Source organism: Pantoea allii, from assembly GCF_002307475.1.
In the GTDB taxonomy this organism is placed as follows: Bacteria; Pseudomonadota; Gammaproteobacteria; order Enterobacterales; family Enterobacteriaceae; genus Pantoea; species Pantoea allii.
The window spans coordinates 153,570-176,041 of record NZ_NTMH01000031.1 but is presented as its reverse complement, the minus strand read 5'-3'; the positions used below and the strand labels follow the sequence as shown (position 1 = coordinate 176,041).

Here is a 22,472-nt window from a genome sequence, read left to right as displayed (position 1 = left end):
AACCGGGTCCTTAAAAGCTTTACTGAGCCTCAGGCAATGGGATTTTCTCACCTGTGCTTAGTTAACCGGGAAAACGAAAAGGGTATGTCACAGTGTTTTTGCTATTTAAAAAAGGCGGACGATCATCGGAATGCAAGCTAAAAGCCGCGTTGACATATTGGGTGAGCGTTTACGTTCACGTGAGCAACAACTCTCTCCACGCCTTCTGGTGGTTGCACATTATATAAATGACAACCGGGAAACGGTGATTGACAGTACGGCAATGGAAATTGCTACTGCTAACCATACGTCTGACGCCACCGTTATCCGTGCCATCCAGGCGCTGGGTTTTTCAGGTTTGCGCGATCTCAAAAAAGTGCTGCAGGCCTGGTTCGGGCCTGGCATGTCTTCTGAAGAGAAGATGATCACCACGGTGAATGACGTGACGCGTGATGTCTCCTCCTCAATAGACTTTGTTTTGCAGGGACATCTTCATGCGTGCCACGTTTTATCTTCTGAGCACAACCGTCAGGCGCTGGCTGAGGCGACTTCATTGATGATCGAAGCCCGTCAGGTTGCCATTTTTGGGATCAATGCCTCAGGCATCCTCGCTGATTACAGCGCCCGGCTGTTAAACCGCATTGGCTTACCGGCGTTTTCACTTAATCGTGCAGGCATTGCGTTGGCGGAGCAAATGTTGGCTTTGCAACGGGGCGATGTACTGGTGATGATGGCGCAGAAGTCAGCGCATCGTGAGGGCAGCACCGTGATACGCGAAGCCAAAAGGCTCAGCATTCCTGTTATTTTACTCACCAATGCCACCGACTCGTTTTTTGCCCGGGAAGCTGACGTGGTGATCCACGTTCCGCGCGGGGGAGAAAATGGCCGCATCCCGCTACATGGCACCGTCATGGTTTGCCTGGAGATGATGATTTTATCGGTTGCCTCTTCCCTGCCAGACCGCACAGTGAAAACGATGAAACGTCTGCAGGATTTCTACAGAGGGCTTAAGCCTGCGGCTAAGAAATAGCGCATCCGTTTTGGTGTAACAAAGCTGGACGATAATCTGGCAAATCCCGCGTTGCCACGGCCCAGGGCTGAACAGTCGCCCTCAACCGTTAAGGCGCATTTTTGAACGTATCCCGGCATCAGCGATGAGCAGGGGGCTGGCATTTTTCGGAATTTTAAAAAAAATTTCTGTTTTTGCGAGCACACGCCTGCTTTCGCCTGGAGCGTTCTTCAATCAACGGCTATTACTCTGCCGTGACGTTATTTGCTGTTCTTCGATTTATCCATCCTTGTTACGTCCCTGAACGGAGCTAATCATGAAGAAAGATCGTGCATGGTTTCCTGTGTCGCTAGTGGCCCTTGCCACCATGAGTGCCCTGATAACCCCGCTGCCGGTAATGGCATGGGACAGTCTTACCGTATTTGGTGACAGCCTGAGCGATACAGGAAACGTCGGCCGGTTTACGTATAATTCCGCAAATAATCTGCTTTATGATGAAATTATCGCTCGCGAAGCAGGGCTGACATTGCAACCCTCTTCCGCTGGCGGTAGCAATTACGCAGCAGGAGGCGCCGTTGCTGTGCCTGCCCTTAATCCACAATTTAATACTCAGGATCAGGTTGCCCGTTATCTGGCTTCTACCAATGGTCGGGCCGATCCCAATGGCTTGTATATTCACTGGATAGGCGGCAACGATCTGGCGGCGGCGGTTGCTCTTCCGCCATTGGCCACATCGATTGTAGATAACAGTGCAGGCGCGGCAGCCAGCCAGGTCAAGGCGCTACTTGATGCTGGCGCGGGCACCGTGATTGTGCCGACGGTACCCAATGTGGGGGCGACACCCGCATTAATAGAGGCGATTCTTCAGCCGTTCAGTTCCGCTGCCGTGGCTGCTGCGTTTCAGTCTCTGGACGCGGCAGCCACGCCTGATAATGCAGCGCGACAGCAGGCCATTCAGGCTGCGTTTAATCAGGCCGCCGCGCAACTTTCAAGTGTGCCCGCGGTTCGCGACCTGATTGCGCAACAGTTATTTGCAGCATGGCAGCAGCTGAGCGGTCAGGCGGCAGCACTGACCGCGCGGTATAACCAGCTTGAAGAAAACGCACTGGCAACCACCCAGGGAAATATTGTTCGGGTGGATATCAATGGACTCTTCAGTGAAGTCATCCAAAATCCCGCCCTGTACGGGCTGAGTAATACGGCAGGCATGGCCTGTCCACCCGGCACTTCTTCCGTAAACTGTACCTCAGCAACAGCGGGTTTTTCATCCCAGCAAAATTATCTGTTTGCCGATCGTCTTCATCCCAGTCCTGCCGTACATGCCATTATCGCTGACTACATCCAGTCGATTCTGGATGCGCCCGCCCAGGTGGCTGTGCTGACCCAGGCACCCCTGGCCATGCTGCATGATATGCACAACACACTGGATGGTCATTTACAGCAACAGCGCAAGCAAGCTTCAGAAGCAGGTCAGTTCACGGTGTTTGGCGGTTATGCCGGTCAGCACGCCCGCAACAAAGATGATGTTTTTAACGATGGCGACACCGATACCGCTAATCTGTCTGTTGGCATCGGTTATCAGCTCACCGATAACTGGCAGGCGGGGGCATTGCTGTCGACTGCCAGTCAACGGCAGCAGCCCTCTGATCGTTATGATTACCGGCTTCGTGGCAACATGGTCGCGCTCTGGAGCCAGCTTCAGCTATTGGATCAGCTGTGGGTGAACGCCGATGTTCACTATGCGGATCTGGATTATGACGGGATAGAACGTCAGATTAAACTCGGGCCCGCTACCCGCACAGAACAGGGAAGCAGCGCAGGAAAACTCATGGGGATGCGGCTGCAAACGGGCTGGGATTTACCGTTAGGCAATGTGGTCACCACCGGGCCCGTTGCCAGCTATGCGCTGGACTATGTTAAGGCGGACGGTTACCAGGAGCTCGGCGACAGCAGCAGTGCGATGCGGTTCTCCGGGCAAACCCGGCACTCACAAGTTGGCGCAGCAGGTTGGCGTGTCGACACCAAAGGCTTATGGATCAATCCATGGGCGCAGGTGAGTTATAACCATCAGTTTGGAGATACTGACTCCTCAGTGAGCGCAGGTTTAAAATCGACCCGTACTGCCTTCCGACGTAACAGTGCAGGCCAGGATAAAGACTGGGTGGATATGGCTGTTGGCGCGAACGTACCCTTCGGCGATACGGTAACCGCTTATGCCGCCGTATCGACGGTGGCGGGTGCCAGTGATTATCATGAAGTCACATGGAACCTGGGTCTGAGCGCACGCTTTTAGGGTGAGTGATTCGCAGGGACGCGAGACATTTTATTCTTACTTATCAGACTGAGCCGGGCCAATTCATCCGTTGCAATGACGTCATGGCGTGCAATGATAACTTCCGGTGGGACAGGGCAGGTGGCACAGAAAGTTTGACGCCACCCGCTTCGCAAGCGTGTTTTGGTAAGGTATAGTTCGCGTTTTTGGAGGAACCATGCTGACCAATTCATCTACACGGCTCAATAAATACATCAGTGAGAGCGGAATATGCTCTCGTCGCGATGCCGATCGCTTTATCGAACAGGGTAACGTTTTCATCAATGGCAAACGCGCCGCGGTGGGTGCCCAGGTTTTTGCCGGCGATGTCGTAAAAGTGAATGGTCAGTTAATTGAGCCACGTGATGAAGATGATTTAGTGCTGATTGCACTGAACAAGCCCACCGGGATTATTACCACCATGGAAGAGGGTGAGCGCGATAATATCAGTGACTTTGTTAATCACAGCAAACGCGTGTTTCCTATTGGTCGTCTTGATAAAGATTCCCAGGGCTTAATTTTTCTGACCAACCACGGCGACCTGGTCAATAAAATTTTACGTGCCGGCAATAACCACGAAAAGGAATATGTGGTTACCGTCGATAAACCTGTTACCGATGAGTTTATTGCGGGCATGGCGGCAGGCGTTCCTATGTTGGGAACGGTGACCAAAAAATGCAAAGTAAAGAAAGAAGCGCCTTATGTGTTTCGTATTACGCTGGTTCAGGGGCTTAACCGGCAAATCCGTCGCATGTGCAAACACTTTGGCTATGAAGTGACGAAGCTTGAACGCACGCGCATCATGAACGTCAATCTCAAGGGCATTCCCTTGGGTGAATGGCGCGATCTGACGGATGATGAATTAGTCGAGCTGTTCAAATTACTGGAAAACTCATCCTCGGATGAAAAACCAGCGAAGAAAACATCACAAAAAAGTCCGGCGGCGAAAAAGCCGATGAAAAGTGCACCTAAGCAGGGTGATAAGACCGAGGATAAATCTGCGTCGCGCAAGCGTTTCAACCAGCCCGGCCGTAAGAAAAAAGGGCGTTAACACAGGTGCCTGTCAATGCGTCCACGCCCGCTAATTATCAGTGAATACCGGCCTGAATGGGCAGATCACTTTTCAACTGAAGCTGCCGCTGTTGCGGCGGCGCTGGGCGACACGCTTGTGACTATCCATCACATTGGCAGTACAGCTGTGGAAGGCTTAGCGGCAAAACCCGTCATCGATATGTTGACAGAAGTGTTAAATCATGACTCCCCGACTGCTGAGGCGCTAATACTGATGGGCTACCAATCGCGCGGAGAAAACGGGATGCCGGGGAGACGCTATTTCACGAAAGGTGCGGAGGCGCGGACCCACCACATTCATGCTTTTATCTCTGGCAGCCCCGATATCAGGCGGCATCTCGCCTTTCGGGATTATTTACGTCACTCTCCAAAGGTACGGGATGAATATGCGGCGGTTAAACGCGCTGCACAACTTGCCTGTCAGGGCGACATCAAGATTTACGGTCAATTGAAACATGATTTTATTGCCTGTCATCAGCAACGGGCATTAGCCATATTCCCATTCTGATTTATCCGCTCAAATTTTAACGCTATATCCGCTGACGCCCGACAACCGTTTCAGCCCTGCGTGTGCTTGCCTGCTCAGGAAATAAGCGCGCCTGAAATCCGTAGCCTCATACAAAAACAACGGACAGGATGGGGTGAAGATACCTGTGTAGCGCGCGAGTGATTAAAGCATTACTGAAGCCGTGCTTAACGCCGCACAATCAGAGGACGCCACCTTTTCAGGATGAAAACGGCATGGCAGGATAAGCCAAATAACAAAGGAGTGGGCCTGATGTTACTGAAAGGTATGAATGATCCGTTGCTTAAGGCGTATCAGAACCCGAAATCAAGGTTGATGATCAGCCGTTTCAGAGGATTAGCCGGGGATCGACGGCTCAGTGACTGGCAGGTATTTTGTATTCTCGTGAATGGATTTACTAATTACTGGTATGTGCACTCAGGTCATTTCACCATCAACGTTGAATTAACTAAAACCCGACAGTTCGATTTCATGCAGGATTTTTTGCATTTTTCCGTCACGCTGGACGGCTTATTGAGTGATGAGAATTTTCGCTGTCCCGATTTTATTTTGCCGCATTATGATGTGCCTTATGAATTTTGCCGTTGGCGCAACAAGCGTGGCTACGATTCACAGGTGACGTATGTGGGTAACCACGGTGTAAAAACACATAAAGGCCTGTTTATTGCCACCCATGATGTCGCCCGAGATGAATATCATATGAAATGGGAAGGTACTATTACCGTTTTTGATAAAGCCTTTTTTAAAATGGGAAGTTTCAATACCACGAGCGACTTTTTGGTCAATGACATCACCAAAAACATTCGTGAAGGCGTGATTAAACATCTGGGCCTGTATCGTGACCTGTTTAATTATATTTTCCCTTCGCCAACGGCCGCGCGTATTCAGGCTCGTGACAGTAAACGTTACCTGGCAAGGAAATAAAAAAACGGCGAGCGCGGAGTGGGCAGAAACCTGCTCTGGTTAAAACGTCATTATCCAGGGTCTCAGCCAGGCAGCTTCCATTTAAGCCAGGTATCAAGCTCCGTCTCAGCCATTGGCTTTATATTAAAATACTCACGTGCAACATCGTCACGGTCTTCTAAAGGCGGAGAAACCGATGGCGGGTAATCTTTTCCATCGGCCAGCACAAGGGTATTGAGCGCTTTTAAGGTAGTAAAAATGCTGTGGGCAATCAGACGTGACGTGATCCTGGCATTAAGTTCTTTTGCCAGTACGTTATCAAGTTTTATGACTTCAGGCGGGCTCTGTCGTAGGTAACGTATTTTGCTGTAGCCCTTAGCCGTATCTTCCCATGACATGCTGAAGCCTGAAAGCCTGAGCATTTCCAGTCCGAGCATAGCGGTTGGACTGTCAATCATATGCTCGGTTTTCAATATGTTGATGATAAGCATTGATGTGGGAAGGGCGGCCTTGAGCATTTTTTCAGCCAGTTTTTCTGCAAACGTGCTGTCAGCAATATCTCGCTCATTAATACTGATTGTTATTGGCAACTGGACATGATGATGTCGTAAACGTTTAAGGCGGGAAATGGCGCTGTCGACCTGCCAGGTTGTCAGTTGCGTATCAAGTTCCGTCCCTTTAGCCAGAGCGACAAAGTGATCTGCTAACAGCTCACCGCGTAACGGATGATGCCAACGCACCTGTGCTTCAAGACCAACGGGTTTACCACTTTTAATACAGACTTTGGGCTGAAAAACCAAGAATAAGCCGTGATTGTGCCGTAAGGCTTCTGCCAGGTCGCTCATCAAGGTGACATCAGTCGCGCAGCTTATGTCGCTGATTTCATCAAAACGAACCTGAGATAATGTCTGTCCGCTGATGTACTCCAGCGCATTGACTGCCCGTCGGAGGACTTCATAAGGCGGCGCATCGCTGGCAATAAAATCAGTTTGCTCCGTATAGGTCGTCAGCGCCATGGTCAGACCGTCGCCCATATCAGCGCTGATCGCTCCCAGTCGCTCAGCTACCCAGGTTGCACTCACGGGGCTGTCAGCCTGGGTTAAAATAGCAAAACGTCCTGTTGCGATAGTGTAAAACTGGCAGCCATTAGTTGGCCGAAGGCGTAACAGCAATAGTGTCGCGACATCTTTCAGCAGTGACTCCAGCGCGGCCATGCCCAACGATCGGGATAACTCAAACGCGCGGGACATATCGATACAATCAATCAACACCAGACGGCGCAGCGATTTATCCTTTTGGGTGGCAAGGTGCTGTATATCGCGAATAAGACGTTCGCGGTTGGCTAACCCGGTAACCGGTTCGATGAAAGCCGCGGAGTGCCAGGCATCAAGAAAAGCGATGATTAACCCAGCCAGGGATTCTGTTATTTTTTTTTGCTGGTCATTGAAAGGGCGCGGCACTGTATCCGTCAAACACAGCGTGCCCAGTATCTGGCCATTGCGGTTTTTTAGCGGCGTACCTACATAAAAGCGGATGAAAGGTGCATGCCTGATCAGTGGATGATGGGCAAAACGTGAATCGCAGGTGGTGTCCGGTACAATGACCGTTGCGCCGCCTTCCACAACATATCGGCACAGCGCTTGCTCGCGTGACGTATCCTGCAGCTCAATATTATAGTTGGCGCGAACAATATGCTGGTCATCGTTCAGAACAGTAATGTAACTTCCATTGATACCCAGCAGTTGACTGGCCAGACGCAAGAATTTTTTCAGCACCTCATCCCGGCCCCGATCGGAAAGACTAAGTGCTTTTGTTGCACTGGTGCGGTGATGTTCCTTGTCGCTAGATTCCGTAGACATTTCCGCTCCTGCCCGTTTGCTCAATGAAACTGCAAAAGAAGAGTGTACGATAAATAGCGAAAATAAAGCCCAATCATTATAAAAGGCAAAAGCAATTAAATTAATTTTTTCTTTAGAAGGGTCAAGGCGTAATTATTTTTTTATCCCTGCCCACTTAACGCAAATTAAAATTATCATTGGCGTCAGTGTCATTTTTAAAAGGTTTTTTCTGGCCAGTAAGGTTAAATAACATTGCAGTTATTTAATTAAACAGGGTCGCGTTCACTTAATATTGTGCGCTAAATTAAATTAACTCTATAGTTTGCTTTTGTTAATGTATGATCGGGCGTGAGAATAACCGGGTAAACGTCATAAGTTAGTGTACCACATCGCCGCATTCTGGGGTTTTTGTGAAATTAGCCGTTAATACAAGGGATTAATCATGATTAACAGCGGGCAGGGGGTTATGAACAGCCCTGAGCCGCAGCATTATCTCTGAATGCGTGAAATGGGAAATGCGACATTAAATAAATAAAATTAATCATTGAGGTGATAACCTTTTTACAGGGCCAACCTGTGCGTTGTCTTACCTGAGAATCATTTCTGTTGCATATTAATGTAAATTATCGTGCTCATCTCCCAACCGATACCTGCATATCAGGACAATAACTGATAAGCTAACAGCCTCAATCACGATGACGTTGGAGCTGCCCTTTGCTGACCACAATTATTTATCGCAGCCACATCTCAGATGACGTGCCCGTTAAGACGCTTCCTGACATGGTGGACGATGCCAGCATATTCAATGCTTCCCATGAAGTGACCGGCATTTTGCTCTTTAATGGCACCCATTTTTTCCAGTTACTGGAAGGCCCTGAAGAGGGCGTGCTTGCCGTTTACCAGCGCATCTGTGCCGCTCGCCGCCATCACAACGTGGTTGAATTGATGCGTGACTACGCACCATCCCGTCGGTTTGGTAATGCCGGTATGGAGCTGTTTGATTTACGCCAGCACGATCGTTCAACCGTGCTTCAGGCTGTACTCGATAAAGGCACGTCTAAGTACCAACTGACCTACGCTGACAGGGCGTTGCAGTTTCTGCGTACCTTTGTCGAAGCGCGTGAGAAAGAAAACTATTACGAGGTTTTGCCATCCGAATACTGGGAGTTTATTCCCGATCGTCCTGCGATGAGTACGGCAAAACCCGCTTCCTCCGGTATTAGTTTCCGCCCGGTGGTCGATCCTCTTGCCAGACAGGTCACAGCGATTGAGGCAATCACGGATACGCGTCATCGTGGCACCGACCAGAACGGCTCCGAGCAAGCGTTACATGATGCTGACCTCGAGGCGGTGATCAAGGCTTTCGACATGGCGGGCAGGGCCTGTCCGGATGAAATGACCCTGTATGTCAGCCTGCTTCCCATGACGCTGGTGGTGGTGCCGGATGCGGTTGCAAAGATTGTCTCGACAATCAATGCGGCCGGATTAGTCCCGGAACAGGTGGTGCTTGGCGTGAGCGAAACCGAAGTCATCTCCAGACTCGAAGCGTTTTCCGTTGCCGTCAGGCAGCTCAAAGCCGCAGGTATCAGTTTGTCCGTCGATAACTTTGGTGCGGGATCAGCTGGCCTGTCGTTACTGACACACATCCAGCCCGATCGCATTCGTATCGATTCCAGTATTACAACGGATGTTCATCGGAGCGGCCCTAAGCAGGCGGTTGTCCAGGCGATTATCAAATGCTGTTCTGCCTTAGAGATCACGGTGATCGCTGCTGGTATCGTTAAGGCCGAGGAGTGGATGTGGCTTGAAGCGGCGGGCATTATCAACTTCCAGGGCAGTCTGTTTGCCTCTGCAGGTTCGGGTCATGCCGATGCGGTTGCCTGGCCTGAATATCGTGATGCTATGTAGTGTTGCCCTATCGCCTCGCGGCGAATAGCGCAGCTATTAAACGCTTTGCGATATATCAACAGCAGCATGGATCGCTGCTCTCATTCCCCTTTGACTTCAATCATGATGCTCCCCACGTTGTACGCTCTACATTCCCCTTTGATACCCAGATAAAACCTGCTCTGGATATAACGTTCGCCCGCCTGTTTACCGAGATAGCTGTCTTTATTCGTGCGTTATAAGCGTTATATGAAAAGACATACAGCTGAGAAAATACCGGACTTTTAAACGGCAAATAAAATTAGCCAGGCGCACCGACATTATTTACGGGATTAATTTTCCTGAAAAGAGCGGGATGTTTTCTCTTCGCTGCACCTAATGCCGTCTTTCGCATTTTGCGAATGAGCCGTTGTGCCAAAACAACCATTCACACTTACAAATGCGTCGGCGCAATCCTCTTTTCCGAGATTGCCTGGACAGAAAAAGCACAGTTTGCGATCATAGCGGCATTACGGAAAATAAAAACCTTATCGGGCATTTATAATATGAAAGAAAACAGCCGTTTAGAATCGATAATGAATTACCTCAAAGGGAATAATCTGGTCACAGTTGAGCAGCTTGTTACGGTAACGGGTGCCTCACCGGCAACGATCAGACGCGATCTGATTAAACTCGATCACGAAGGTGTTGTCAGCCGAACACATGGCGGTGTGACACTGAATCGGTTTATCCCTTCTCAGCCGACCACGCTGGAAAAGTCCTCGCGTAATCTGGTGGAAAAACATGCTATCGCGCGCGTGGCGGCCAGCTTTGTTAAAGCCGGCGATGCTGTCATTCTGGATGCGGGCACCACGATGTTTGAACTGGCCCGGCAAATTACCCATATGCCGTTGCGCGTGATTACCAATGACTTACACATCGCCCTGTTTCTCTCAGAGTTCAAACAAATCGAAGTGACAATAATCGGTGGGCGCATTGATGAGAGCAGCCAGTCCTGTATTGGCGATCACGGGCGTAAAATGCTCAACAATATTCATCCTGATATTGCGTTTCTGAGTGGCAACGGCTGGGACCTCGCTAAAGGCGTAACTTCCCCGACAGAAGAAAAAGCGGCACTGAAACACGATCTGATAATGAACGCTCATCGCCGGATTTTACTGGCGGACAGCTCAAAATATGGGGCATGGTCACTCTTCAATGTGGTGCATTTAAATGAGCTCACCGATATTGTCACCGATGCTAATCTGGACGTTGAGATCAGGCAAGCGCTTCAGTCAAAACTGACGCCGACGCTGACCATCGCAGATCCGTTATAAACAGCCTCATTGTGCTAATCAGGCAGCCTGCTCAACAGGTATTCGTGGAGGTAGCCTGACGCAGTGACGGCTCGCTTGCGTGAATATCGCTGAAACCTTCGCGCCCTGGTGTAATCCTCGTCTGTAAAAGCGAACGGCAGCACAGCGCAAGGCGTGAATGGTGATGGTGAAATTAATGGGCAATCTGAAAGATGCATGTTCTCTCTGATCCTGAAATAAGCCATCTGTCATGGCTACTCTGGCGCATTGGTGCAACGATCAGCATCGCAGTGTCACCACTAGGCTTCGATACGGGGTTTCAGATACAGACAGGTGTCACCTTCTTCAACATGTTTTGGATGCCAGACCATCGCCGCATTTTCGTCGCCAATATAGGTCATTCCCAAAGGCTCTATGACCGCGTAAGGATGCGCAAAAGCGGCACGGTACGCGAGTAACTCTTTTGCCATTGCCACAACCTGATGTGAAACCCCATCCGGGCGACTGACAATATCATTCAACTGTTCTTCGGTAAGCATACTTCCATTCCTGAACAACCCTGACCAGCAACCCTGAAGAGGCGCTGGGGGTTTAAATCAGTTAATCGTGGTCAAACAGGCGCCCGTGAGTATTCGTCGTTGCAGAACGGTCAGGGGAAGATAGCCCATGTTGGCTGTAAGGGCGTAGCTTACTACGTGAAGGGAAGATTTCGAAGTCTGTTCACACAGAGATCTAAAGGAAAGTGAGGGGCGATGACAGAAGGGCTGCTACAGTCTGCATCGACAACCGCCTCCGCGCACAATGGAAAAGCCGCCTTAAGCGGCCAGGCCTTGCTCCATCCGCAAATTATTTATGCAGCTATGCACACACAGGGGCGCGGTTATGGATGTTGGCTTCACTAATCCTTTACTGCGCGTTGTGATCTTGTCACTGAGCGACGATTTTGACTTCAGCAACGCAATGAAGATGTCGCGGTAACAGGTTGGGCAACACGACCCAAAGAGATCAATTTCACAGAATTAACAACTTGAATTAAAAGGATTCTGGTATTATCTCTCAGGCCATCAGGATTAACGGCAAGCGCCTTTAAGGGATTGATGGTAATCATAAAAGTAATAACAATTGTTATTATTTGCGCGATTATTTAATTACCGCTTTTATGGGTTATTAATCGCCACTGTTGTTCAGAGAAACGGCAAACCCGATGCTGGCAGCACGGTATCATGTTAAAAATTTCTGAAAACAGTTTCGCGCATGTTATACAGTCGCACATGGCCCCTGTTTGCTATAAATTGTCGGTTAATATGGCGCTAAATATTTAAATTTAAGCTAAATTGTTTTTCTGCGTTTTTTGCACCCGCACAAGGGGAGGCTGTTGTGCACGATAATCAAAGTGGCAATGACGAAAATCGTCTTAAAGCGGTTAAAGCACTTTTGTCACCTGATATTACCAGGGATGAGGTGCTGGAAAAATTTGTTCATCTTGCCGCGCAGGCGCTGGGTATTTCAGGCAGTTTTATTTCAATTATTGATGATAAAAATCAGTATATTAAGGTTTCCCGCAACTTTAACCTCAAAGAATCAGCACGCGAAGTTTCCTTGTGTCGTCATGTTATTGATGGCGACGGGCAGCTCGTTGTACAGGATACATTGCAAGACAGCCGCTTCACTTTTCATCCCTTAGTTGAGGGTGAACCTCACATCCGGTTTTATGCGGGCGTGTCGTTATACAATCTGGAAGGGCTGGTGTTAGGGACGCTTTGCGTGACCGATACGCAGCCTCATACGTTTAGTGATGAGCAGTTGGAAACACTGAAGTCGCTGGCAAGACTGGTGACATCCTTTCTGGATGCATGGAATCTTGCCAGTTTCACCGATCTGATTACGCATCTACCGAACCGGCCACGCCTGATTCGCGACATGCAACAGCTGGCCGTCAGCAATCCCGATCGTCGTTTTCGCATGATCCTTATCGACTGTATTGATATTCCCCAGGCATATGAGTTATCACGTACCTTTGGCATTGCGCCAGTGGAAAACTTACTCAGGCAAATTGCCGGGCTGGTCAGCGCTCGTCTTCAGCTTCAGCCAGATGACATGCTTTATTCATTTGCACCGGGGCGCTTTGCATTAATCCAGCCTTATTTTGGCGGCTATAGCGCGCAAAGTACCATTGAGGTGTTAACCAACCTTAAAGCAGATTTAGCGGATAACATCACCATTGATATCGACGTTTATGCAGGCGAGACCGAGTTTGTTTCCCGCGATATTGATGCAAATGAAGTTGTCCGTCAGGCGGTCAGTGCGTTGCACGAATGTATTCACCAGAACGGTGGTGCTATGACGTTCGATCATGCATACGATTCGCGGCGCACGGAAGATTTCTTGATTATGAACGATCTGGCCCAGGCGCTTAAAAAAGACGAAGGCCTGTACCTCGCGTATCAGCCAAAGGTGTGCTTAAAGACGGGAAAAACCGTTGGGCTTGAGGCATTAATTCGCTGGCACCATCCGGAAAGAGGCGAGCTGTTTCCCGTCGACTTTATACCGTTGGCCGTAAAAACTAACCTGATTTCGGTGCTGACTGACTGGGTTATCGATCGCGTCATCATTCAGTTAACGCAGTGGAATAAAGAATTTGAATTAATCCCGGTATCCGTCAACGTCAGCGAACGTGACTTTTCCAGAGCGGAGTTTGCTTCCAGTTTAGCCAGTAAGATGCAGGCTGCAGAATTGCCAACATCATTAATGGGCGTGGAATGTCTGGAAAATGAGTTGATAACGGAAAGCGATGTGGCGATTAATGGACTCGAAGCGCTTAAAGCCCACGGGTTTATTATCTCACTGGACGATTTCGGTACAGGCTACAGCAACATTAGTTACCTGCAGGAAATTCCGTTAGATGTGATTAAGGTCGATATGTCTTTAATCAGTCGGATGGATAGCGATTCTGCCTCCAGAATTATCGTCAGAAGCATTATCCAGATGTTGAAGGAGTTGGACTATACGGTGTTGGCAGAAGGTGTAGAAACAGAAGCCACACTGAGTTTGCTGAAGCAATACGGCTGCGATCAAATCCAGGGTTACTTCTTTTCGAAACCGCTTCCAGCCAGCGATATCGAACACTGGTTACTGCAGAAGTAAACGCGATAAAGGCGACAGTATCTGTCGCCTTCTCAGTACGGTCAGTCAAGCTGAGTACAGGGCGTTTTGCACAACGCGCACTCGGGCAGCAATAAGGTGAATGCGCGTTGTGCCGTCAATCCAGATCGCTGCCGTTACTGGCAATCACTTTTTTATACCACCAGAAGGATTTTTTTCGCCGCCGGGCCAGCGTGCCTTGTCCACGATCGTCACGATCGACATACACAAACCCATAGCGTTTACTCATCTCACCCGTTGAGGCGGCAATCAGGTCAATACAGCCCCACGTGGTGTAGCCGATTACTGGTATCCCATCACCTATCGCCTCTCCCATGGCCCGAATGTGCTCACGCAAATAGCTGATGCGATAATCATCAATAATTTCGCCCTCATCATTGACCTCATCGCGTGCGCCCAGGCCATTCTCCACCAGGAAAAGCGGCTTCTGGTAACGGTCGTACATCATGTTCATGGTGATGCGGAGTCCAAGCGGATCGATGCCCCAGCCCCATTCACTACGCTGAATATGCGGATTCGTAAGGGATTTCACCACGTTTGCCGCGCTGCTGTTCTGCTCATTCATATCGGCGGACGCACAACGGGAAGCATAGTAACTGAATGACACGAAATCGACGGTGTTCATGAGTACATCAGCATCATCTTCTGCCATTTCAATCTGGATGCCTTTCTCGCGGAAAAGGCGAGCAGAGTAGGCGGGATAGGCACCCCGCGCCTGAATATCAATGAAAAACAGATTCTCACGATCTTTTTGCAGCGCCGCCCAGACATCGTCAGGTTTGCTCGACCAGGGATAAAAATTGCCGCCAGCCAGCATGCAGCCAATCTGATTATCCGGGTTGATTTCATGAGCTATTTTTGTCACCCGCGCGCTTGCCACCAGCTCATGGTGAGCGGCCTGATATTTAACCTGCTCACTGTTTTCACCCGGTTCAAATACCAGTCCTGCGCCCGAAAAAGGGCTGTGCAGCATGATATTTATTTCATTAAAGGTCAGCCAGTACTTCACTAAACCATCAAACGCCTCAAAACAACTGCGTGCATAACGGGCAAAAAAATCGATCATTTTACGATTGCGCCACGAACCGTATTGCGTAACCAGATGCATAGGTACATCAAAATGGCAAAGCGTCACTAAGGGTTCAATGCCGTACTTGCGACATTCGGTAAACATGTCACGATAAAAAGCCAGCCCCTCTTCATTGGGCGTGACTTCATCGCCGCGCGGAAAAATACGGCTCCAGGCAATCGACGTCCGAAAAACCGTAAAGCCCATTTCTGCCATTAAAGCGATGTCTTCACGATAACGATGATAAAAATCGATCGCAGTGTGGCTGGGATAGAATTCATCGTCCCGCAGTGCGTCACGTTTTTCCTGACCCAGCTTGACCGGCATACGTGCAGGCCCGATGGGGAGCATGTCAACGGTGGTTAATCCTTTCCCGCCTTCAAGAAAAGCGCCTTCTGACTGATTTGCGGATAAGGCACCGCCCCATAAAAATCCTTGCGGGAATCGTGATTCAGACATGAAATCCTCTTTAACACAGTCATTAATGATCAGCTAGCGTTAGCCGCTTTTGCTTTTTCAGGTGAAACCTTAGGTTGTGATGCTGCCAGGCTGGTGGTTTCAGGAATATCGTCAAAGCCCAGAATCAGGGTAAGAATAAATGACAGCACCACAGAGAGCACCATCACCGCGACAACCCAAACAATGGACATCGGGTTGGCTGGATCAAAAAACTGAACGCTGGTAAACAATCCGGGTGATGCCATCGAATGGCTGGCCAAACCGCCTATGCCGGCGACGGCACCACAAATAAACCCACTGATCATACTGGCAATCAAAGGGCGTTTTAAACGCACAGCGACACCGTAAAGGGCCGGTTCAGAAATGCCGGCCACAATGGCAGAGGCTGCTGCTGCCAGCGCGGTTTGACGTAATTCCGGGTTTTTCGTTTTATAGGCGACGGCGAGTGAAGAGCCGCCAAGGGACAGATTAGCGCCAATTTCCGAAGGCATAACCATGCCCTCTTTACCGGTTTCAGCAATGGTCTGGATAATAGTGGGTGTGAAAACCCGATGCATGCCGGTCATCACCAGCAAGGGCCAGAGCGCGCCCATAATCGCAACCGAAAGCCAGCCCAAATAACCGTGAATGGTGTAAACCACGGCGGAGATTCCACTGCCGATCCAGATACCAATCGGGCCAATCAAGACAATCGCAATCGGTGCGGCGATCAGCACAATCAACATCGGCTTCAGAAAGTTTTTTGTTACCGCAGGCGTAATACGGTCCACACCACGTTCAATGTGAGACAAAATCCACGTCATCACCAGCGCCGGTATTACCGTATAGGTATATTTCACCGCCGTTACCGGGATAAAAGCAAACTCGACGGGTTGTCCCTGCGCCGCTTTAGCCATCAGGTCAATAAAGTTGGGATGCACCAGGACGCCAGCGATGGCTATCGCCAGTGACATGTTCGTCTTGAATTTAAGCGCCGCTGACGCAGCCACCATAATGGGCAAAAAGAAGAAAGCACCATCTCCAATCACGTTCAATATGACCAGAGTCGATGAGCCTTTCTCAAACACACCGGCCATATCCAGGATCATGGCCAACAGCTTGACCATTGNGGCGGGAATCAGCGGTGACATGGTGCCGACCAGCGCATCCAGAATACCGGCCCCCACGCTTTTTAGCGTGAGTCGCCGTTTCCTGGGCGCAGTACCGTCTGACTGCGGATCGCCCAATGCCAAAACTGCCTCATAAGCTTTCGACACATCATTGCCAATAATCACCTGCAACTGTGTATCGGTATGCACAACGCCCATAATGCCATTGAGGGTTTTTAATCCGGCAAGGTCAACCAGGCTATCGTCTTTCACCACAAAACGCAGGCGAGTCATACAATGCGTGACGGCACTGATATTGTTCAGACCGCCCAGCTTATTAACGATAGCCTGTGAAATCTCTGCATAATTTCCTGGCATGATTTTATCTCGTAGGGTAGAGGAAAATGCGCTCGGGTTTCCGCTGGAGCCGCCGCTTTATTGTTATACGCCTTCAGTCAGCCTGACTCAGGTTGTATCTGACCGAAGGGGCAGCTAAATAGGAAACCGGTTTCACAAAATCATGAAGATGTTTTACTGTTTAAACAAGAGCGTAAAATGACCATCTGTTATTTTTGTGATGGCAATCACTCGAAGTGGAAAAGAGCGCCATGCCGGGCTAAGGGCAAATATTTTAAATAATGAAAGGCTTAGGTAGACTGCATTTACTCTGAGGACACGGGCAGCGAGAACATGACAACAATATCTGAAGTAGCAAAACGCGCCGGCGTCTCAAAAGCGACAGTATCGCGAGTGTTGTCGGGCAATGGTTATGTGGGGCAGGAGAAACGAGATCGCGTATTACAGGCCATTGCAGAGACAGGCTATCGGCCAAATCTGCTGGCACGCAACCTGGCGAACAAAAGTAGCCAAACCATTGGGCTGGTGGTCACCAACACACTTTACAGCGGTAACATTTTTAGTGAGCTGATGTCGCACTCTGCCAGAATTATGGAGCAGCAAAATCGTCAATTGATCCTGGCCGATGGTAAACACACCGCGGAACAGGAGCGTGCGGCTATCCAGTTTCTGCTCGACCTGCGTTGCGATGGCATTATTATCTATCCGCGCTTTCTCAGCATTGACGAGCTGGACGCGATGATCTCGCAGCACAAGCAACCTGTCATGGTCATTAATCGTCGCCTGCGTATCAATGACAGCTTCTGCGTTTATAGCGATCAGCACATGGCCAGCCAGATGGCCGTCCGTTATCTGATGGAGCAGGGCCATCGTAATATCGCGTTTATTACGGGATCACTGGATTCACCTACCAGTCAGGAACGGCTTTCGGGCTATCAAACCGCGCTACGCGAGCAGGGAATCGCCATCAATCAGCAGCTTATTGTGCACGGAAAGTGGACCGCGCAAAGCGGCATGCTGGCGGTGAAAACCTTGCTCGCAAGGGGACAATCCTTCAGTGCCATCGTTGCCAGCAATGATGAAATGGCTATTGGGGCCATCAAACAGCTGACGGAAAATAATATCGCTGTGCCAGGGACAGTCTCCGTGATTGGCTTTGACGATATCCCGCTGGCGGCCTACATTATTCCTGCGCTTTCCAGCGTGAAATTTCCCGTAACCGATATGATTAACGAGACCATTAACCGGCTGGTTTCGATGCTGGATGGCGGCGAGTTAACGACGTTAACGCCTTTTAAGGGCAGCCTTGTCCTGCGCGACTCCATCACCGTTGCCCCCTGACGTCTCTGCCTGCAAGGCGGCGATCCCGACCTGCATCAGCGCGATACCTTGCTCAGAAAGCCGGGCCACCACGTCCGGGGAAAGCCCATCCTCTGTAATAACATGGCCAGGCTGATAACCGGACGACAAGGGATAAGGATGTATTTGCCCGAATTTAGATCTGTCGGTCAGAACATAACTGTCTGCGCCTTTCGCCAGCACGGCGTCAACCACATCACATCTCTGCATATCGCGACCGGTAAAGCCGGTTTCCGGATGCCAGCCATCTGCGCCAACAAAGGCTTTGTGAAAGTGAATCTGCTGAATACAGTAACGGGTTAACGGGCCGGTTATGGATTCGCTGCTCTTTTGCAACATGCCACCCAGAATAATCACGTCACAAGCCGCATCTTTAAGCAGGTGACCGATATAGTGGCTCACCGTGATTAACGTCAGGCTTTTACGGCTGGCCAGCATGCGTGCCAGCAGGGCATTGGTGCTGCCGCCTTCAATCAATACAGACTCGCCATCATTGATCAGATCAGCGGCATAGCGAGCGAGAGCCAGCTTAATACCATAACGGGTGTTCATGCGCGTGCCAACATCGTCGCTGTCCAGCGACTGGGCCGCGCCATGAACCCGACGCAGAACCCGCTGTTGCGCCAGTTGGTTGAGATCCTGACGTACCGTGACCTCTGAAACACCGACAAGCTGAGCCAGCTCGCTGACGGCGATGCTGCCACGTGAATTAACCAGTTCGATAATTTGTTGCTGACGCGTATTCATCGTGGTTCTTTGCATCCATGGATTAAGCTGACGTTAAGCGATACGGGTTTCAGGCTAAACCCAGCCCCCGTTTTCCGTTGAGATTAAGATCGGCGAGGGTAAAGCGATTTTTCCAGCCAGCTTCGTAGTGCTCAGGAGGAAAATCAGCAGGGGAATGGCCTTGCTCAAGTGCGCGCGCGACAAGGTGCGCGTAGGCCCGGTTTTTATCACACATGGGCGCAGCGGGAATATACATAACATTGCCCCAGCCCTGCTGGTTTTCAACCGGTGCGACAGCGTGAATGAGGTCACAGTGCCACCAGACAGAGTCGCCCGCCGTAATCGCCGGTACCGAGCATAATCCCTTTATCAAATGTGGGTGCCATTTTTCATTTACTGCAAGCACGCGCCCCGGCTCAACGCCACACAATTCATCGTCAGCCACATCCGATAACAGCGGTCGAAGCAGGACATAGGTGATGGCTTCCGGCACGGGAACCACGTGCAGTAAGCCCTGACCGGGCATCATATCGGAGAGCGCAGTCCATCCCTGAAACGTGCGGAAAGCCGAGCATTTTGTGGTATCGGGAACATCAAACTCGTTCACTTCGCTACGATGGGCCGCATTCCATGGGTCGTAACGCTCAACATTGCCGTCAAAAAGCGAGCGAAAGACGCGTTGATACGCGGGCAACAACCAGCGTTCAAGCGCACCGGAATCCGTATGCGCGCCCAACCCTTTCGACGTTGTTCCCGGCGGACGTCGGCGAATTCGGTCCGGATAGATAAGATTCACATCCGGATCGAACCATTGCTGACCTTCGGATTCGAATCGCCACAGGCGATTTAAAAACGACTGCACCTGTGCCATTTCATGACTCTGGCGCGCCTCCATTTGCGCCTGAGACCAGTAAATCGGATAAATTTCAGGCCGGGAGGCTTCGAGACTTCCAAAAAAATTGTCCCCGGGACCGCGATACTGTGCATCGAACTGATTTTCATCCAGATAACGCAACATGGCGGCATCCCATGCCAGCGCCTGTTCTCGAGGAAAATGCTGCTTTACGACCACACAGCCACGACGTTTTATTCTTTCTCGTGTCTCAGGGGTCAGCGTGCCATCTGTAATCTGTTCGGGTGAAATCACCGGCCAGGAACTGCCGCTCTGTTGTTCTTCCGCTTTGGCCTGGCTTATGGCCTGCTCGATTTTATTGCAAACCTCACTGAATAAGCCTTCAACATCGCCGATCTGCTGACGCACCTGCTGCTTAAACTGACGGATCGCTGCTGGAATATCGTGGGGTAACGGTGTGTGTTGAAGCTTCACAGTCATAATTGTGGCCCTTAACAGATAGTTTATATTTCAGATGAAGATTTTTTTCATTACATTCGAAAGATGAACTTATGTTTAACAGATTGCTGATGGGTAAAATCGCGACTGGCGCACAATGTGAGCTAACAGAAGGATATTTAATGATTGGAATTCTCATTAATCCCTACAGCGAGTAAGCTTGAAGCAACATTCAGCCTATTCAGGCCGGGAGACAAGGGGGGAACGACAATGGCAGTAAGGATGATTGCAGTTGATATGGATGGGACTTTTCTGGACGAAAATAAGCAGTACAACGTTCAGCGCTTTTCACGCCAGTACGCCCTGCTAAAACAAAAAGGCATTCGCTTTGTTGTCGCCAGTGGCAATCAATATTATCAGCTACAGCGCTACTTTCCTGACATCAAAAATGAAATCGCCTTTGTCGCCGAAAATGGCGCGTGGGTGTCAGAGGGCGACCAGGAAATTTTTTGTGGTGAGCTGGCCAGGGAAAGCGTGCACCGCGTGTTGGAGATACTGGCAAAAGAGCCGGATATCAGCACGGTCGTTTGTGGACGTAAGGGCGCTTATGTTCATTCTTCCATGCCTGAAAGCGTTATTCAGATGCTCAATAACCATTATTATCGGCTCGAAAAGCGCGATAATCTTTATGATATTGACGACACCATTTTTAAATTTTCGCTTAATCTGGCGCACGAAGGCATTGAAAGCCTGATGGATCGTTTGCATAACCAACTCGGCGAGATCGATCATATTATGCATCCCGTATCGAGTGGCTATGGTTTTATCGACCTGATTATTCCTGGTTGTCATAAAGCACATGGCATTGCTTTGCTGCAACAAAAATGGGGCATCAGCGATTGTGAGGTGGTGGCGATTGGCGACAGCGCGAACGATATTGAAATGCTGCGTCAGGCCTGTTTCAGTTTTGCGATGGCCAATGCCGTAGAGCCGGTATCCGCCGTGGCGCGTTTTAAAACTGAAAGCAATCAGGATGAAGGGGCGCTAAATGTAATTGCCCGGATTCTGGCGCGCGAGTTTCCCTTTGAATAACGCCTTAACGCCGGGATTTGTGCTGTGCCCATAAAGGCAAATGCCGTGTATCAGATCGGTGTGACAGTGTCACATCAATGATGTTATTAAAGGTGTATGATTAGCTTTTCACGACGCTGGCAGCGTAAGGTGCCAGCGTCATCGCTGTACCAAAGCATCATAAAAGTTGTCGCCTATAGTTACAACATACTTTAAGTGACAGTAGTAAAAGCCCAGAGTCAGCATCCGGGTGGTTTTCAGGTCTTGCAGAATAGCGATCCACAGCCCGGCTTACACCGGGCTGATGGGGATTATTTGTCGGCTTTCTTCTCTTCTTCGGTGCCTGACGGTTGCGTTTCAGCATCCGATCGCCAGGGCTTCAGCAGCTGAATATCCAGAATCACATAAACCATCGTGCTGATAAACAGGGAAATCACGCTGCCAAATACGCCGCTGGTGGTGAAGGTCAGATAGTTATAGATAATCAACCAGGTGAGACAAATGAACATCGACAGGGCTAGCATGATGGACGAGAGCGAGTAGTTACTGGTGCCGGCGCCTTGCTGATGCGTCAGTTTAAACAGGTTTCCAGTCGTGTATCTTTCTAAAATCAGGATGGTTTTTTGCCAGTTACGACGTTGTCGTGAACCCGTGCGTACAATAAACAGATACAGGACGGAGATAAAAAAGCCTGAAAACGCAATCAGGACTGGAACGGCTTCCAGCGCATACTCAATACTTTTGTGGCTCGCCCCGGCTGGACTCAGATCCAGCGTCAACGAGGCACCCAGCGCGGCATAAAGGAACACGAACAACGCTAAAAAGGTTATCGTGCGTTTCCAGTCTGCCTCGGTTTCGCGGTTCTTTTGCTGAAGCGCAACGGTGAAAGCGCGTTCGATATGTTCAGCCTGGGGCGAGTGCATTTCAATCGCGTCAACCTTTTCATCCAGCAGGGCTTCGATAAAGGGCTTGTGGTCACTGTGCAGGGGAATATTCATTACGTGGATTCTCAGTAAAATTTCCGCTTATTTTAGTCTGCCTGAGAGGAAATGATACAAGCTTCACACGTTA

General features: G+C 49.9%; 17 protein-coding genes. 10 read left to right on the top strand and 7 right to left on the bottom strand.

Annotated features, from left to right (window positions below):
* Positions 1-130 precede the first annotated feature (130 nt).
* The 5 genes from CMR03_RS11830 (at position 131) to CMR03_RS11810 (ending at position 5,820) form a co-directional block, all read left to right on the top strand.
* Positions 131-1,009 (top strand): MurR/RpiR family transcriptional regulator, encoded by an 879-nt coding sequence (locus tag CMR03_RS11830; protein ID WP_096011653.1) that lies wholly within the window; start codon positions 131-133, stop codon positions 1,007-1,009.
* A 295-nt stretch (positions 1,010-1,304) separates the two neighbouring features.
* On the top strand, positions 1,305-3,281 hold the full coding sequence (locus tag CMR03_RS11825; protein ID WP_096011652.1) for an autotransporter outer membrane beta-barrel domain-containing protein: 1,977 nt from the start codon (positions 1,305-1,307) through the stop codon (positions 3,279-3,281).
* Positions 3,282-3,477: 196 nt separating this feature from the next.
* Entirely contained in the window at positions 3,478-4,350 is an 873-nt protein-coding gene (gene rluF / locus CMR03_RS11820; protein WP_063876980.1) for a 23S rRNA pseudouridine(2604) synthase RluF, read from the top strand.
* Positions 4,351-4,365: 15 nt separating this feature from the next.
* Positions 4,366-4,878: a GrpB family protein gene (locus CMR03_RS11815; RefSeq protein WP_096011651.1), complete on the top strand. Its 513-nt coding sequence runs from the start codon at positions 4,366-4,368 to the stop codon at positions 4,876-4,878.
* A 270-nt stretch (positions 4,879-5,148) separates the two neighbouring features.
* Complete coding sequence (locus CMR03_RS11810; RefSeq protein ID WP_063877094.1) at positions 5,149-5,820, top strand: hypothetical protein; 672 nt, start codon at positions 5,149-5,151, stop codon at positions 5,818-5,820.
* A gap of 62 nt (positions 5,821-5,882) precedes the next feature.
* On the opposite strand, the gene CMR03_RS11805 is transcribed toward CMR03_RS11810, so the two are convergent.
* Positions 5,883-7,658: an EAL domain-containing protein gene (locus CMR03_RS11805; RefSeq protein ID WP_096011650.1), complete on the bottom strand. Its 1,776-nt coding sequence runs from the start codon at positions 7,656-7,658 to the stop codon at positions 5,883-5,885.
* A gap of 693 nt (positions 7,659-8,351) precedes the next feature.
* Here CMR03_RS11805 and CMR03_RS11800 point away from each other — a divergent pair.
* Positions 8,352-9,545, top strand: a complete 1,194-nt coding sequence (locus CMR03_RS11800; RefSeq protein ID WP_096011649.1) for a diguanylate phosphodiesterase — start codon at positions 8,352-8,354, stop codon at positions 9,543-9,545.
* A 524-nt stretch (positions 9,546-10,069) separates the two neighbouring features.
* The gene (locus CMR03_RS11795; RefSeq protein ID WP_096011662.1) at positions 10,070-10,840 is read left to right on the top strand and encodes a DeoR/GlpR family DNA-binding transcription regulator; all 771 of its coding nucleotides are present in this window, start codon (positions 10,070-10,072) and stop codon (positions 10,838-10,840) included.
* 278 nt (positions 10,841-11,118) lie between these two features.
* On the opposite strand, the gene CMR03_RS11790 is transcribed toward CMR03_RS11795, so the two are convergent.
* Positions 11,119-11,358 carry a hypothetical protein gene (locus tag CMR03_RS11790; protein WP_096011648.1) on the bottom strand — a complete coding sequence of 80 codons (240 nt, stop codon included), beginning with the start codon at positions 11,356-11,358 and terminating at the stop codon, positions 11,119-11,121.
* 838 nt (positions 11,359-12,196) lie between these two features.
* On the opposite strand from CMR03_RS11790, the gene CMR03_RS11785 reads away from it, so the two are divergent.
* Positions 12,197-13,963, top strand: coding sequence for a sensor domain-containing phosphodiesterase (locus tag CMR03_RS11785; RefSeq protein ID WP_096011647.1), 1,767 nt, complete (start codon positions 12,197-12,199; stop codon positions 13,961-13,963).
* Between the two features lie 115 nt (positions 13,964-14,078).
* Here the strand turns inward: CMR03_RS11785 and CMR03_RS11780 are convergent, their stop codons facing one another.
* Complete coding sequence (locus CMR03_RS11780; RefSeq protein ID WP_096011646.1) at positions 14,079-15,509, bottom strand: 6-phospho-beta-glucosidase; 1,431 nt, start codon at positions 15,507-15,509, stop codon at positions 14,079-14,081.
* Positions 15,510-15,538: 29 nt separating this feature from the next.
* Complete coding sequence (ascF, locus tag CMR03_RS11775; RefSeq protein WP_096011645.1) at positions 15,539-16,975, bottom strand: PTS cellobiose/arbutin/salicin transporter subunit IIBC; 1,437 nt, start codon at positions 16,973-16,975, stop codon at positions 15,539-15,541.
* Between the two features lie 312 nt (positions 16,976-17,287).
* On the opposite strand from ascF, the gene CMR03_RS11770 reads away from it, so the two are divergent.
* On the top strand, positions 17,288-18,295 hold the full coding sequence (locus CMR03_RS11770) for a LacI family DNA-binding transcriptional regulator (protein ID WP_096011644.1): 1,008 nt from the start codon (positions 17,288-17,290) through the stop codon (positions 18,293-18,295).
* Here the strand turns inward: CMR03_RS11770 and CMR03_RS11765 are convergent.
* Both CMR03_RS11765 and CMR03_RS11760 read right to left on the bottom strand, forming a co-directional pair.
* Entirely contained in the window at positions 18,239-19,060 is an 822-nt protein-coding gene (locus CMR03_RS11765; protein WP_096011643.1) for a DeoR/GlpR family DNA-binding transcription regulator, read from the bottom strand. The two genes, CMR03_RS11770 and CMR03_RS11765, sit on opposite strands and share 57 nt — an antisense overlap.
* A gap of 49 nt (positions 19,061-19,109) precedes the next feature.
* A complete protein-coding gene (locus CMR03_RS11760) occupies positions 19,110-20,372 on the bottom strand; it encodes a DUF1479 domain-containing protein (protein WP_096011642.1) in 1,263 nt (420 codons plus the stop codon).
* A 228-nt stretch (positions 20,373-20,600) separates the two neighbouring features.
* Here CMR03_RS11760 and CMR03_RS11755 point away from each other — a divergent pair, with 228 nt between their 5' ends.
* Positions 20,601-21,422, top strand: a complete 822-nt coding sequence (locus tag CMR03_RS11755) for a Cof-type HAD-IIB family hydrolase (protein ID WP_096011641.1) — start codon at positions 20,601-20,603, stop codon at positions 21,420-21,422.
* Positions 21,423-21,712: 290 nt separating this feature from the next.
* Here the strand turns inward: CMR03_RS11755 and CMR03_RS11750 are convergent, their stop codons facing one another.
* On the bottom strand, positions 21,713-22,399 hold the full coding sequence (locus CMR03_RS11750) for a RipA family octameric membrane protein (RefSeq protein WP_096011640.1): 687 nt from the start codon (positions 22,397-22,399) through the stop codon (positions 21,713-21,715).
* Positions 22,400-22,472 lie beyond the last annotated feature (73 nt).